Annotated in this window: 13 protein-coding genes; 4 read left to right on the top strand and 9 right to left on the bottom strand. The window is 62.0% G+C overall.

From position 1 onward, the window contains the following. Positions 1–14: 14 nt before the first annotated feature. The 4 genes from B2585_RS02180 to B2585_RS02195 all read right to left on the bottom strand — a co-directional run bounded on the left by B2585_RS02180 (position 15) and on the right by B2585_RS02195 (position 3635). Entirely contained in the window at positions 15–1016 is a 1002-nt protein-coding gene (locus tag B2585_RS02180) for a TRAP transporter small permease subunit (protein ID WP_292019502.1), read from the bottom strand. A gap of 107 nt (positions 1017–1123) precedes the next feature. Next, entirely contained in the window at positions 1124–2212 is a 1089-nt protein-coding gene (locus tag B2585_RS02185) for a TRAP transporter substrate-binding protein (RefSeq protein WP_292019503.1), read from the bottom strand. Between the two features lie 200 nt (positions 2213–2412). Next, positions 2413–3054 carry a ChrR family anti-sigma-E factor gene (locus B2585_RS02190; RefSeq protein WP_292019505.1) on the bottom strand — a complete coding sequence of 214 codons (642 nt, stop codon included), beginning with the start codon at positions 3052–3054 and terminating at the stop codon, positions 2413–2415. Between the two features lie 2 nt (positions 3055–3056). After that, positions 3057–3635: a sigma-70 family RNA polymerase sigma factor gene (locus B2585_RS02195; RefSeq protein ID WP_292019507.1), complete on the bottom strand. Its 579-nt coding sequence runs from the start codon at positions 3633–3635 to the stop codon at positions 3057–3059. 185 nt (positions 3636–3820) lie between these two features. On the opposite strand from B2585_RS02195, the gene B2585_RS02200 reads away from it, so the two are divergent. The 3 genes from B2585_RS02200 to B2585_RS02210 are packed head-to-tail and all read left to right on the top strand — an operon-like array spanning position 3821 to position 6603. Next, positions 3821–5110, top strand: coding sequence for an NAD(P)/FAD-dependent oxidoreductase (locus tag B2585_RS02200; protein WP_292019509.1), 1290 nt, complete (start codon positions 3821–3823; stop codon positions 5108–5110). Then, on the top strand, positions 5107–5862 hold the full coding sequence (locus tag B2585_RS02205; protein ID WP_292019512.1) for a DUF1365 domain-containing protein: 756 nt from the start codon (positions 5107–5109) through the stop codon (positions 5860–5862). The genes B2585_RS02200 and B2585_RS02205 overlap by 4 nt, the downstream gene beginning before the upstream one ends. Then, entirely contained in the window at positions 5863–6603 is a 741-nt protein-coding gene (locus B2585_RS02210) for an SDR family NAD(P)-dependent oxidoreductase (RefSeq protein WP_292019515.1), read from the top strand. It abuts the gene before it with no gap. Positions 6604–6612: 9 nt separating this feature from the next. Here B2585_RS02210 and aroE read toward each other — a convergent pair whose 3' ends face one another. The 3 genes from aroE to B2585_RS02225 all read right to left on the bottom strand — a co-directional run bounded on the left by aroE (position 6613) and on the right by B2585_RS02225 (position 8934). Further along, the gene (gene aroE, locus B2585_RS02215; protein ID WP_292019517.1) at positions 6613–7425 is read right to left on the bottom strand and encodes a shikimate dehydrogenase; all 813 of its coding nucleotides are present in this window, start codon (positions 7423–7425) and stop codon (positions 6613–6615) included. Next, complete coding sequence (gene aroQ, locus B2585_RS02220) at positions 7422–7859, bottom strand: type II 3-dehydroquinate dehydratase (RefSeq protein WP_292019518.1); 438 nt, start codon at positions 7857–7859, stop codon at positions 7422–7424. The genes aroE and aroQ overlap by 4 nt, the downstream gene beginning before the upstream one ends. A gap of 91 nt (positions 7860–7950) precedes the next feature. Next, the gene (locus B2585_RS02225) at positions 7951–8934 is read right to left on the bottom strand and encodes a DUF2793 domain-containing protein (RefSeq protein ID WP_292019520.1); all 984 of its coding nucleotides are present in this window, start codon (positions 8932–8934) and stop codon (positions 7951–7953) included. A 272-nt stretch (positions 8935–9206) separates the two neighbouring features. On the opposite strand from B2585_RS02225, the gene B2585_RS02230 reads away from it, so the two are divergent. Next, positions 9207–9857 (top strand): TetR/AcrR family transcriptional regulator, encoded by a 651-nt coding sequence (locus tag B2585_RS02230; RefSeq protein ID WP_292019522.1) that lies wholly within the window; start codon positions 9207–9209, stop codon positions 9855–9857. 16 nt (positions 9858–9873) lie between these two features. Here B2585_RS02230 and B2585_RS02235 read toward each other — a convergent pair whose 3' ends face one another. Next, positions 9874–11433 carry an FGGY-family carbohydrate kinase gene (locus tag B2585_RS02235; protein WP_292019524.1) on the bottom strand — a complete coding sequence of 520 codons (1560 nt, stop codon included), beginning with the start codon at positions 11431–11433 and terminating at the stop codon, positions 9874–9876. Positions 11434–11446: 13 nt separating this feature from the next. Then, complete coding sequence (locus B2585_RS02240) at positions 11447–12124, bottom strand: HAD family hydrolase (protein WP_292019525.1); 678 nt, start codon at positions 12122–12124, stop codon at positions 11447–11449. Positions 12125–12127 lie beyond the last annotated feature (3 nt).

A 12127-nucleotide genomic window follows, 5' to 3' on the forward strand; every position in this document is an offset into this window, starting at 1 on the left:
GTGTCCGTCGCCCCTTAGTGACCTGTGTCCTGCGCCGGTTCACGATGACCCGGCTCGCCGCGCGCATCGGCCACGGCGTCGAAGAAGTAACTCACGAATTCGATCAGCATGGTGATCCCGAACAGGCCGATGAAGGCGGCCATCTGGTATTTCACGAACATCCCGAACGGCCCAGCCTGGCTCACCTCGTAGTTGGCCAGCGGCGCGTTGATGATCGACTGCGGCCCACTGAACCCGATGATGAGAATGACCCAGACTGTCGACATGCCCAGAAGGATCGTGCCGAAGGCATTGGCGTAGCCCTTGGTGGTGCGCCCGAACCCGGCATAGAGAATGTCGACCCGCACATGGCCCTCGTCGAACAACGTGTAGGCCGAGGCGAACAAGAAGAGGGCGGCGTACCAGTAGCGCACGAGATCGCCCATGAGCGCTTGTTCGTAAGAGAAGACGAACCGCGAGATCACGATCAGGAGTTCGGCGGCAACGATCAGCAACGCGAGCCATGTGAACCCCAGCGTCCGCGTGAAGAGCGCGACGACGAAACCGAGGATGACGAGGGGCCCGTGGACCCAAGGCCCGACCCAGTTCGCGCGTGCGAAGCTACGGGCGATATCCTGTCCCAGCAGCGGCTCGATGATGTCCTCGACCCGCAGAAAGGCGATGCCGGCGTCAATGATGCCGACGAAGAATACCGACCAGAACAGAGCCCTGATCAGATAGACGTTGAACTTGTGGATTTGCAGCGCGTCCCACCGGATCGCGCGGTCCTGTGTCGTGAAGACAAGCCCGGCGGCCAGAATGATCCCGGCCGCGTAGATCGCGGCATGAACCCAGGCAAGACCGCCCCCCTCCGCCATGCCGAAGCCGGCGAGGCCGGGGTAGTCAAGATAGACCACCAGGATGTTGCTGATCAGGAAGGCAGAAAGGACTCCCAGGCTGATCCAGCCGAACAGCCGCTGCAGCACGGCAGGCCTGCCATGTCGCGGAATCTCAGTGTGATCGAAGATCTCGGTCATGGTCCCTCCCAATCGCCGACAGTCTTGGTGAATGCGCGCCCGTTTAGCAGAAAAAAAGCGGGACCAAAGCCCCGCTTTTCACATTTTTGTTCACTTGTTCAAAGTGATCACCCGATGTCGAAGATCCGGTTGCGGTTCTCGACGAACTGGCCTTCGAACAGTGCGATCCCGGTGCCGTATTCCCGCATGGCTTTCTGCATGGAATCGTTGATGCGCCCGGCAATTTCGGAGTGCGCGGCTGTCTCTTCGAAGACCTCCATCGCAGCTTCGCCCATCGCGTCCCAGACGTCCTCGTTGAACGACTTCACTTCCACGCCCTGCTCTTCTTGCAGACGGTTCAGATACTCGCCGTTGAGCGCCGTGGCTTCGTAGTAGCTGTTGGCGTTCTCTTCGAGCGCCGCTGCGGTGATGATCGCACGCTCGGTGTCGGAGAGACCCGACCACCACGACTTGTTCGACGTCAGCGAAAGCTGCGCGCCTGGCTCGTGCATACCGCCGGTGTAGTAGTACTGCGCGGCTTCGTAGAACTTCATGAAGTAGTCGTTGTACGGACCCACCCACTCGGTCGCTTCGATCGAGCCGGAGACGAGGTTCTCGTAGATCTGACCACCCGGGAGCGACACGGTGGACGCGCCGAGTTTGGACAGAACCTGACCGCCAAGGCCCGGGATACGCATCTTGAGACCCTTGAGGTCGTCCGCGCTCTCGATTTCCTTGTTGAACCAGCCGCCGGCCTGCGTGCCGGTGTTGCCGGCCGGAAGACCATACAGGCCGAATTCGTCCTGCAGCTCGTCCCACAGCGCACGGCCTTCGCCATAGAGGCACCAGGCGTTGATTTCGGCAAAAGTCATGCCGAACGGCACAGCGGTGAAATAGGCCAGACCCGGATGCTTGCCGGTCCAGTAGTAGTCGGCGCCGATGTAGGCCTGCGAGTTGCCGCTGGCCACTTCGTCGAACACGTCCAGAGCACCGACACGCTCGCCGGCGGCGAAGTATTCGGTCTGGATCGCACCTTCGGACAGCTCGGTGATGCGCGATGCGAGACGCTGCGCGGACACACCGAGACCCGGGAAGTCACGGGGCCAAGTGGACACGATGGTCATGGTCTTGGCATGGCTGGCAGCGATCGCCGGTGCGGCCAGAGCTGTGCCAGCGGTGCCGATAGCGGCACCCTTCAGAAACTTACGACGTTCCATGGTTCCTCCTCCAATAAGACGTCTTGTCTTTTCGTTTTTTGGGTACGGGTCCTCTGCCCCGCAGCCTGCCTCACCCTATCCGGAAGTTGTGGATATTCAAACGAAAACCCCCGAACGACGTGGTTAAATTCGTCGCACGGGGGCTGGTTTTTAAAGCAGGCTACGGGAAAATACCTACCCTGACGCAGGGTGAGGGGGTCTCAGATCGCGAAGAACGGCTGAAGGATGCGCGGCACAAAAGCCGAGAATCGCAGCGGGGCGTCCGTTGCGGCCAGACAAATGCAGTCCACACCCGGGTCCGCGGTCGGCACATGTTCCAGGTCGCCATCGGCCACCTCGACATCGCCGACATCGAAATGCCCGGTGTCATCCGAGAACCCGCCTTGCAGGACGAGGGTTAGTTCCAGCCCGCCGTGGCTGTGCTCGGGCACCGGCTTGCCTGCCGGGATGTGAAGCAGCCGCGCGGACCCTTCGCGGTCCATGTCGATGATGCACTGACGCACGCCGCCACCCAGCTTTTTCCACTTCACGCTTTTGCTGCGCAGCGCACTCGCCACGGGACCCGGATAGATGCCGTCCGGTGTGTTGGTGTCCGCTTCATACTCAATCGGGTCGTCGAGCCGGTCCATTAGGTTCTTACGCAGGTCGCCCGACAAGGGTTCCTCGGCCACAGATTCCAAAACGGCACCGCCTGCCGCCTCATGCGCCATAAGCGATGCACGGCAGGTGTCGCACATTGACACATGTGTCGCGACGACCAGGGAATAAGCCTTCGACAACGATCCCGCGGCATAGGCCGCGATAAGGGCTTCGGGGATATGGTGTGAGATCTGTTCGCTCATCTCTACCTCAGGTCTTTCAATTCGTGCCGCAAGCGTTCCAGCCCAAGCCGGATCCGGGACTTGATGGTCCCGAGCGGCAGCCCGGTCGCGTCGGCGATGTCACTGTGAGAAAGCTCACCGAGGTATGCTTTCTCGATCATATCGCGCTGATCCGGGTTCAGACGGTTCAACGCTTCGCGAAGCACATCTGTTTCCTGTTCCAGCGCCAACACCTGACCGGCATCCGGCTCGGTGTCGTTTCCCTCGGCCTTCAGCGCCTCGGGCATCGGCCGCCCTTCCTTGCGCAGAATGTCGATCTGTCGGTTGCGCGCGATCTGATAGATCCAGCTCGACACCTGGGCACGCTCCGGGTCGAACATGTGCGCCTTGCGCCAGACCGACATCATAACATCCTGAACGATGTCTTCGGCCTGACCGGCAGGCGCGCCAGACCGGATGACAAAGCCCTTCAGCCTGGGCGCAAAGTGGTCGAACAGCTTGCCGAACGCGGACTTGTCGCGTCGGTCGCGGATCGCGAGCATCCAGAGCGTCTGCTCCGAGAATGGCTGTGCTTTCCCGTTCGTCCCGTTCATTGTCGCCATGCGGCGGCTCTTTCTTCCCGTGTCGCGTGACAGAGCGACCCCCGTATCGGGAGAGGTCTGATCACTCGAAACTGTATCGTCAAGGCGCAACATACCCAAGTTACGACGCCGCGTGAAACTTGGATCAGTAATGATCCGTATCTTTCCTCGAACCGTAACCTTGCCTGAACTAACGAGGAATTCGCATGTCATTCGACGCCCCACCCATCAGGCCACAACGCATCGCCGTCATCGGAGGCGGCGTGTCCGGCCTCGCCGCCGCCTGGCTGCTCTCCCCCCAAAACGAGGTTACGCTATACGAGTCCGAGCCGCGCCTTGGCGGACACGCCCGCACAGTCATGGCAGGGCGCACCGGCGATCAGCCGGTCGATACCGGGTTCATCGTGTTCAACTACGAAACCTATCCGCATTTCACAGCCATGCTGGACAAGCTCGACGTCCCGGTGGCCAAGTCGGACATGAGCTTCGGGGCGACCATTGACGGCGGCAAGGTGGAGTATTCGCTCCAGAACCTGAACACGATCTTCGGCCAACGACGCAATGTTGCCCGCCCGGCCTTCGTGAAGATGATCCGCGACCTCGTCCGCTTCAACGCTGAGGCTGAGGCCGCAGCGGACAGCGACGACATAACGATCGCCGATCTGGTGGCCAAATTGGGTCTGGGTGACTGGTTCGCGCAATACTACCTCATGCCGATCTGCGGCGCGATCTGGTCAACCCCGACGATGGACGTCGGTGCTTTCCCCGCCCGTACGCTGGTCAATTTCTTCAAGAACCACTCGCTTCTTGGATGGAAACAGCACCAGTGGATGACGATCGACGGGGGCTCCGTCGAATATGTCCGCCGGATGACCGATGACCTGCGGATGCGCGGTGTAACGCTGCGCCCCGGCACTCCGGTCAGATCCGTCACGCGAAAGCCGGGGCAGGTGCGCGTCGAGGCTAAGGGGGCACCGGCCGAGACGTTCGATCAGGTGATCTTCGCGACTCATTCCGACGATACCCTTCGTCTGCTCGCCGATCCGACGCCCGCCGAGCGTGCGGCGCTTGGCAATCTGAACTATCAGGACAATCGCGCGTTCCTTCATAGTGACCCGGGCCAGATGCCCAATCGCCGCCGTTGCTGGTCGTCCTGGACCTACAAGGCTGAGACACAGGGGGATCACACGCAGATTGGAGTGACTTACTGGATGAACCGGCTACAGAACATTCCCGAGAACGACCCGATGTTCATCTCGCTCAACCCGTCGAGCGAGATCCGCGAAGAACTCATCTATGACGAGGTGACCTTCCGACATCCCGTGTTCGACCGCGCCGCACTTCGCGCTCAAAAGGAGCTCAAGGCGATTCAGGGCGACAATGGAACGTGGTTCGCCGGGGCCTACACCAGACATGGGTTCCATGAGGATGGCTTCGCCTCAGCTGCCGCGATTGCCGAGGCGATGGACCGCGCCGAACAGGTGATCGCTGCATGAGCCTCGCTCCCCGTCATATGCGCGGCGAAACGATGCACGCCCGAAAGGACGCGATCCGGAACCGGTTCCGCTACGGGGTGGATTACCTCCTGATCGACCCTGAGGACAGGCGTGACATTCCGCCCCTTTTCTCGCGCAACTCAGCCGGGCTCTTTTCCATGCACGACCGCGATCATGGCGGCGCGCGTGGGAATGGCGAGGGTGTCGTCTGGGCTGAACAGGTGCTGGCAAATGCCGGGCTTCCGCTGGACGGCGTGAAGCTCCTGCTTCTCGCTCAGCCACGCTTTGCCGGCTTCTGGTTCAATCCAGTCGCCTTCTGGCTTGCACTGCGCGGCGACGACCTCGTCGCAGTCATCGCCGAAGTGAACAACACGATGGGCGACCGGCACAGTTATCTGTGCGCAAAGCCGGATTTCGCGCCCATCGGGCCGAAGGACGTCCTGACCTCCCGCAAGGTGTTCCACGTCTCTCCGTTTCAGGAGATTTCGGGCGACTATCGCTTTCGCTTCGATGTGAGAGATGACCGGATCGACATGACCATTGATCTTGTCGATGGGAATAAGGGGATGGTCGCCACCCTCTCTGGCCCACTCGCCCCACTGACTGCCCGGTCCATCGTGGTCATGGCGCTGCGCCGCCCCGCCGGGGCGCTGCGCGTGATGGCGCTGATCCTTTGGCAAGCGGCGAAGCTGAAGATCAAGGGCGCGACCTTCCGAAAGCGTCCCGAACCCCCCATCGAAGAGGTGACCTGAGTGACAAAACCGCTCCCCGCGAAACGCTACTGGCTCGTCGGTGCGAGTGAGGGTCTGGGTCGATCACTGGCCGAGGCGCTCGACGCACGCGGCGCGTCTTTGGTCCTGTCGGCGCGCAGTGAGGACCGGCTGAAAGACCTTGCCGCAGGCATGCGTGACGCCACGGTCGTTCCCGTGGACGTCACGGACCCGAAATCAGTGTCTGATGCCGCCCAGAAGGCCGGAGATTTCGATGGCTTCATCTACTCGGTCGGCGCCTACGAACCGATGAAATCGACCGAGTGGAACGGCGATGCGGCCCGGATGATGGTCGCGACGAACATCACGGGTTGTCTCAACGTCCTCGGTGAAGTCGTTCCGCGTTTCGTCGAAAAAAATACAGGCCACATCGCTTTGATCGGCTCGCTCTCGGGGTTTCGTGGCCTTCCCGGCGCGCTGGGCTATGGGCTTTCGAAAGCCGCCGTCATGCATACGGCCGAGAACCTGCGCATCGACCTGTCGAAGACCGACATCCTTATCCAGCGCATGAACCCGGGCTTCATCAAGACGCGGCTGACCGAGAAGAACGAGTTCAACATGCCGCAGCTTATGGAGCCGGAGGCTGCGGCGGATCACGTCATCAGGGCCATCGACAAACGCACGTTCTCGTATTCCTTCCCGAAACCCTTCTCGCTGATGTTCACGGTAGGTCAGCACCTGCCCATTTCGTGGTTTCAGGGTCTGTTCAAGGGCCTCGTCTGATCTGTCGGTTCAGGTCAGCGGGATCATCATTGCTTCGATCACCGGGGCTGTATCCGGGCGTTTGCCGCGCCACCAAGTGAACGCTTCGGCGGCTTGCTCGACCAACATGCCAACGCCGTCCGCCACCTGCGCGCCTCGCGCCTCGGCTTGCGCGAGGAACGGGGTCAGTCCCTTGCCATAGACCAGGTCGTAGGCAAGCCGCGCCCCTTCGAATACCGATGGTCTGAGCGGCGGCGCGTCCCCTGTCAGGCTCAGGGTCGTGGCGTTCAAGACGATATCGTAGAAACCCGTCAGGTCGTCGTAACTCACAGCGCGCAGAGGCCCCCGGTCACCCAACAGGTCCACGATCGCGGTCGCCTTCCCGACGCTGCGATTGGCGATAGTGACGTCCGCCCCGGTGGCAAGGAACGGGGCGACCGCCCCTCGTGTCGCACCTCCGGCCCCGGCGAAGAGAACCCGTGCGCCGGAGAGCGGAATGCCGAGGTTCTCAGTAATGTCCCGGACCAGCCCGACCCCATCGGTATTGTCCGCCTCGATCTGCCCGCCCACGATCCGAAGCGTGTTGGACGCTCCGCAGATCCGCGCGGCGTCCTTCGAGTGGTCGGCCAACTCGAAGGCCTCGAGTTTGAATGGCACCGTCACGTTCGCCCCGATACCGCCAGTATCAATGAACGCGCGCAACGCCCCGGCGAACCCGTCCAGCGGCGCTTCAATCGCCTCATATGTCATGTCCTCGCCGAACTGACGTGCGAACTCACCTTGGATGAAGGGGGATTTCGAGTGGCCGATCGGATGGCCGAACACCGCGTAGCGATCCGTCATGCCAGAAGCGTCGCCAACCTGCGCAACGCGAGCTCATAACCTTCCACGCCGCATCCCACGATCACGCCATCGGCACGGGCGGACATGTAGGAGTGGTGGCGAAACGCCTCGCGCGCATGGATGTTAGAGATATGCACCTCTATCACCGATCCTTCGAACGTGTTGAGAGCGTCGAGGATGGCGACGGAAGTGTGGGTGTATGCCCCGGCGTTGATGATGATCCCGGCCGCTCGGTCGCGTGCCTGGTGTATTTGGTCGACGATCTCACCCTCGTGGTTCGACTGGAACAAGGCTGTCTCCAGCCCAAGCTCACCACCCAGCGTGGCGCAACGCGTCTCGACATCCGCCAGCGTGTCGGCGCCGTAAATCTCCGGCTGCCGTTTGCCCAGCAGGTTCAGGTTCGGTCCGTTCAGGATATGTATCGTCTTCGCCATGTGCTCCGCCCTTCGTCTGTCGACCGATTAGCACGGCTTTCGGGCGAAGGTGAGACGGGCCGGGAGAATTTCCCGACCCGTGGCGTTTTCGTCAGAACCAGCGGCCCACGGCCATCAACGTCACGGCCGGCGTCGCCGTATCCGATCCGGAGAGGTCGAAGCTCTCGATAGTGACGGTGGAGGTCGTGCGGGCGGAAATGGTCGCCACTGCGGGCGTGCTCCCGATGACCGTCGCGGTGACTGTGAAATCAGTGTTGGTGAATGCCTCCGGCAAGGTCCACGTCGCCGCAGCGCCGGAGAGGGTCGCGAAGCTGCCGGTGCTGCAGATAAGCGTGCCGTCCGCAAATTTGGTGAAGCTCCCGTTCACTCCGCTCCCCTCTTCGATCACCGCCGACCCGACGCCGGGCGTGGCCGAGACCGTGCCGACCATGGTCTCCGTGGTCACGATGCCTTCGCCGGGCCCGATGTTCAGCGCCTCATCCCAGGCCGACCCGTCACCGCTCACCTTGATGGAAAAACGGTCGTTCCCTGCCAGCCCCATTTCCGCCCGTCCCGACCAGTTTGTCTGGAAGAGGAGCGACGCAGTATCGGACAGCCCCGCTTTGTTGATCTTGAGCTGATGCCCCGAGCCCTCATGGCTGAGAAGCGTCGCCGGCGCAGACACGGCGAGACGGTTGGTCGTGTCCGAGGCCGTGTTGACGCCAAGCCCCGACACATTGTCGAGGTCCACGGATGCTGTGGCCAATGTCCAGTCGCTCCCATCGTGGACATACACGTCGGTTCCGCCAGCGATAGTGGCGAGCCAACCGGCCTTCGGGATCTGGAAGTACCAGGCTGCGTCCAGCCAGGTAGCGATCTCGCCATCATGTCCGGCCCAGTCGCCGGTGGCACCGCTCCCGATGGCGTGCGTATCGCCGTTTCCGGGTGAGGCAGGCGGCGTGGTCGCGCCCATCGTATCCAGCGACAACTGGACGACGGTGTCCAGCAACCGCAGGGCTTCGTTATGGGTGACGTGTTTCTGTGCTTGAGCAGGCTGAATGAACGGCAGCGTCAGCCGGGGCGATGCTTGGGTCATGGCAGTGCCTCGAGTTGTTGTTTTCCGGCAACTCCTAACAGGCGGCGCTTCTGGACCGGTGAATGCCTGGAACCCGACGTTAACCTCTCATTAACCCTTTGTAATCGTTTACATCATTGCCATTTTGCGTTTCGCGAAATGGCAAACCGTAAGCCCTTGTTTTCAAACCCGGAATCAGAAAAAAGAGGAAAACCTTACCTTGTGGAACAACAATAGGATGTTAACCATTAAGGACAGAGGGCAGAGAAAAATGGGCATTTGCGAGCGAAAAAATGAAAGACGAACAGCTGCGCAGGACTTGGAAGCAAGACGCCGAAGGCGTCAAGCATGACATCCTGATGGTTGCGATGGCCGAATTCGCGGAGCACGGGCTTGCCGGCGCGCGGATCGACGAGATCGCGGAAAAGACGAAAACATCCAAACGGATGATCTATTACTACTTCGGTGACAAGGACGGTCTGTATCTTGCCGCACTTGAAGCGGCCTATACCCGGGTCCGCGCCGGTGAAGAAGACATCGACATCGAAGGCCTCGGTCCCCGCGATGCAATGGGGGCCGTTATCCGTTTCACCTTCGAACACCACCGGGCACACCCCGAGTTGATCCGAATGGTGATGAACGAGAACGTCAATCACGCGGCTTACCTGAAAAAGTCAGAGTTCCTGCGCGACCTGAACCTCCGCACTCTGAAGCGTGTCGAACGCATCCTCGCGCGGGGTCAGGATGATGGCGTCTTCCGTAAAGACGTGGATGCTTTGATGCTGCATTGGCAGATTCAGGCCCAATCCTTCTACAACGTGTCCAATCGCCCGAGCTTCTCGACGAAATTCGGCGAGGAGCTTTTTTCCGACGAAGGGCAAAACGTCATGCGTGAGACGATCGTAGATTCCGTCCTGACCTACCTGACCTGCAAAGCGGGCTGATCGCGCGTCTGCGCCGTTAAAGGCGCGCCAGCAACTCGCGGTTTTCCTGCAATTGTCGAAACACCGCCCGGTCGCGGGCGAGAGCGCATCGCGCGTCCGGGTTCGGCGCGACCCGGCGCGCTGCGGGTGCCATGCGCCTGCCCGCCTCGGTCAGATCGCCGTGAAGGCCGGATGCGACGCTCGCCGCTATTGCCGTGCCCAGCAGAATGCAGTCTGAGCGCACCGGGAGCAGAATGTCGCGCCCCGTTGCATCCGCGAAGAGTTGCGTGAGAACGGGACTGGCCGAGAGACCCCCGGACATGACGAGCGTGTCCGAACCAAGCCCTGACTCCGAAAAACGATCCAGAACTTGCTCAACGCTCAGGGCAAGTGCGACAGCGGTGCGCCAATAGAGCGCGGCGAGCGCGGCGAGCGACCCGTCCGGTCTCAGACCGTGGATCGAGCCACCCGGATCAGATGAAATCGGTGTCCCGCGCATACCGCTCGGGTCGGGCAGAACGTGAAGGTCGTCGGCGAAAGCATAGCCTCGCTGCGACACCCGCGCCTCGACCTCGCCCAACACCGTATCATGCCCGATGCCCCCCACACCGATAGTGGGCCAATGGGACAAAACCCGGTCGAGCAGTGCGCCGGCATGGGTTAGCCCGCCCTCGACACACCATGTTTCGTCCCGGATCACCTCGCGAAACGGCCCCCAGAGTCCGCGAGGCTCCGGTTGCGCCTCGCGTGTATCGATCAGACCTGCCGAGGTGCCGATGACCATTGCGGTCGCCCGGCCACACCCGTCCCGTCCGGCCAGCGCTTCGCATCCAAGCGCGCCGGCGTACCCGTCGATCAGGCCCGCACCAACGAGCGTCCCGGTCGTCAGACCTAACGCCGCCGCCGCCTCGGCGGTCAACGGGCCAAGGCCTTCTCCCACCGCGGCGCCCCTGTCCGGCAGCGAAACCCTTTCAATCAGATCACCCATCCCGACCCCGTCGAGAAAGGCCCTTTGCCACCCACCCGCATCCCGGTGATAGGGCCATTTCGTAGCCAGGCACGCGTGGCTCTGCACGACCCGGCCGATCGACCTGCTGGTGAGCCAGTCGGTAAGGTCGAGCGAGCTCCCGAGTTTCGCCCAGGCCGCGGGGCGGTGATCGCGCACCCACATGAGTTTGGGCACTTGCATCTCTGGGGACATGGCTCCGCCAAGGCGGTCGATCACGAGTCCGCCGACATGACTAGCCTGCCGGGCCTCGACCTGTGCCCGCCGGTCGAACCAGGCGATCGTGTCGCGTCCACCGTCCCCGATGGCCACCCCGGCTCCCTGTCCGTCCAGCAAGACGAGAGAACAGGTTGCGTCGAAGGCGAGGCCCGCGACATCCTCCGCTCTGACCCCCGCTACGTCTCGCGCGCGCCGCACCACGCGACACACCGCGGCCCAGATATCAGCAGACCGGTATTCGCCAATGTCGTCGCCCGAGACATGGATCGCGAACGGCTCGACTTCTCTCGGCTGCATCACGCCCTGCGCGTCGAACAACGCCGCCCGCGCCGAGCGGGTACCGACATCGACTGCGCAAACGTATTTTGTCATGGACGCTCCGAATTCAGACCGAAACGCGCAGAAGGGCGCGCAGGTCCTGCATGGTTTCGATGATTGCATCCGGGCCTGCCGATGCAACTACCGCGTTCAGGTTCGCGGGTCCTGCGTGGCTCCCGCCCGTGAAGCCCACGACAGGCATCACCGCAGCACGCGCCGCGTGGACGCCCGCAGGGCTGTCCTCGACCACGAGGCAATCGCGCGGTTCCACGCCCATCTCGCTCGCGGCCAGCAGGAACAGATCGGGCGCAGGCTTGCCGTTCGCAACTTGTGAAGCGGAAAAAATGAACGGCTCGAAACGGTCGATGAGTCCCGTCACGGTCAAGGAAAACCGAATACGGTCGGGCTGGCTCGACGAGGCGACGCAATAAGGGCAGTCGAGCGCATCAAGAACCTCTTGAACGCCTAAAACAGGCTCTAATTCGGCCCGAAACCGGTCGAACAGCGTGTGACGCAGTGTTGATTGTGCCGCCTCATCAAGGTCCACGCCATGTTCCGCCCGGAGCCAAGCGGCATTGGAAGCGATCGAACGACCGAGCAGGTGGCGATAGCCTTCCGCCTCGCTGATCCTTGCGCCTGCCGCGCCCAGATAGTCCAACAGGACCGACAGGGAAATCGTCTCGCTGTCCACCAGCACGCCGTCGCAATCGAAGATCACGAGCCGTGGGGCGAGGGTCGGGGTCATGGA

Source organism: Maritimibacter sp. UBA3975 (assembly GCF_002384975.1).
Classification (GTDB): Bacteria; Pseudomonadota; Alphaproteobacteria; order Rhodobacterales; family Rhodobacteraceae; genus Maritimibacter.

What these genes read in the sequence shown, in the direction of transcription:
- B2585_RS02235 (WP_292019524.1), bottom strand. Translation starts at nt 11,433, where the DNA reads ATGACAAAATACGTTTGCGCAGTCGATGTCGGTACCCGCTCGGCGCGG.
- B2585_RS02185 (WP_292019503.1), bottom strand. Translation starts at nt 2,212, where the DNA reads ATGGAACGTCGTAAGTTTCTGAAGGGTGCCGCTATCGGCACCGCTGGC.
- B2585_RS02205 (WP_292019512.1), top strand. Translation starts at nt 5,107, where the DNA reads ATGAGCCTCGCTCCCCGTCATATGCGCGGCGAAACGATGCACGCCCGA.
- B2585_RS02230 (WP_292019522.1), top strand. Translation starts at nt 9,207, where the DNA reads ATGAAAGACGAACAGCTGCGCAGGACTTGGAAGCAAGACGCCGAAGGC.
- aroE (WP_292019517.1), bottom strand. Translation starts at nt 7,425, where the DNA reads ATGACGGATCGCTACGCGGTGTTCGGCCATCCGATCGGCCACTCGAAA.
- aroQ (WP_292019518.1), bottom strand. Translation starts at nt 7,859, where the DNA reads ATGGCGAAGACGATACATATCCTGAACGGACCGAACCTGAACCTGCTG.
- B2585_RS02225 (WP_292019520.1), bottom strand. Translation starts at nt 8,934, where the DNA reads ATGACCCAAGCATCGCCCCGGCTGACGCTGCCGTTCATTCAGCCTGCT.
- B2585_RS02190 (WP_292019505.1), bottom strand. Translation starts at nt 3,054, where the DNA reads ATGAGCGAACAGATCTCACACCATATCCCCGAAGCCCTTATCGCGGCC.
- B2585_RS02180 (WP_292019502.1), bottom strand. Translation starts at nt 1,016, where the DNA reads ATGACCGAGATCTTCGATCACACTGAGATTCCGCGACATGGCAGGCCT.
- B2585_RS02195 (WP_292019507.1), bottom strand. Translation starts at nt 3,635, where the DNA reads ATGGCGACAATGAACGGGACGAACGGGAAAGCACAGCCATTCTCGGAG.
- B2585_RS02240 (WP_292019525.1), bottom strand. Translation starts at nt 12,124, where the DNA reads ATGACCCCGACCCTCGCCCCACGGCTCGTGATCTTCGATTGCGACGGC.
- B2585_RS02200 (WP_292019509.1), top strand. Translation starts at nt 3,821, where the DNA reads ATGTCATTCGACGCCCCACCCATCAGGCCACAACGCATCGCCGTCATC.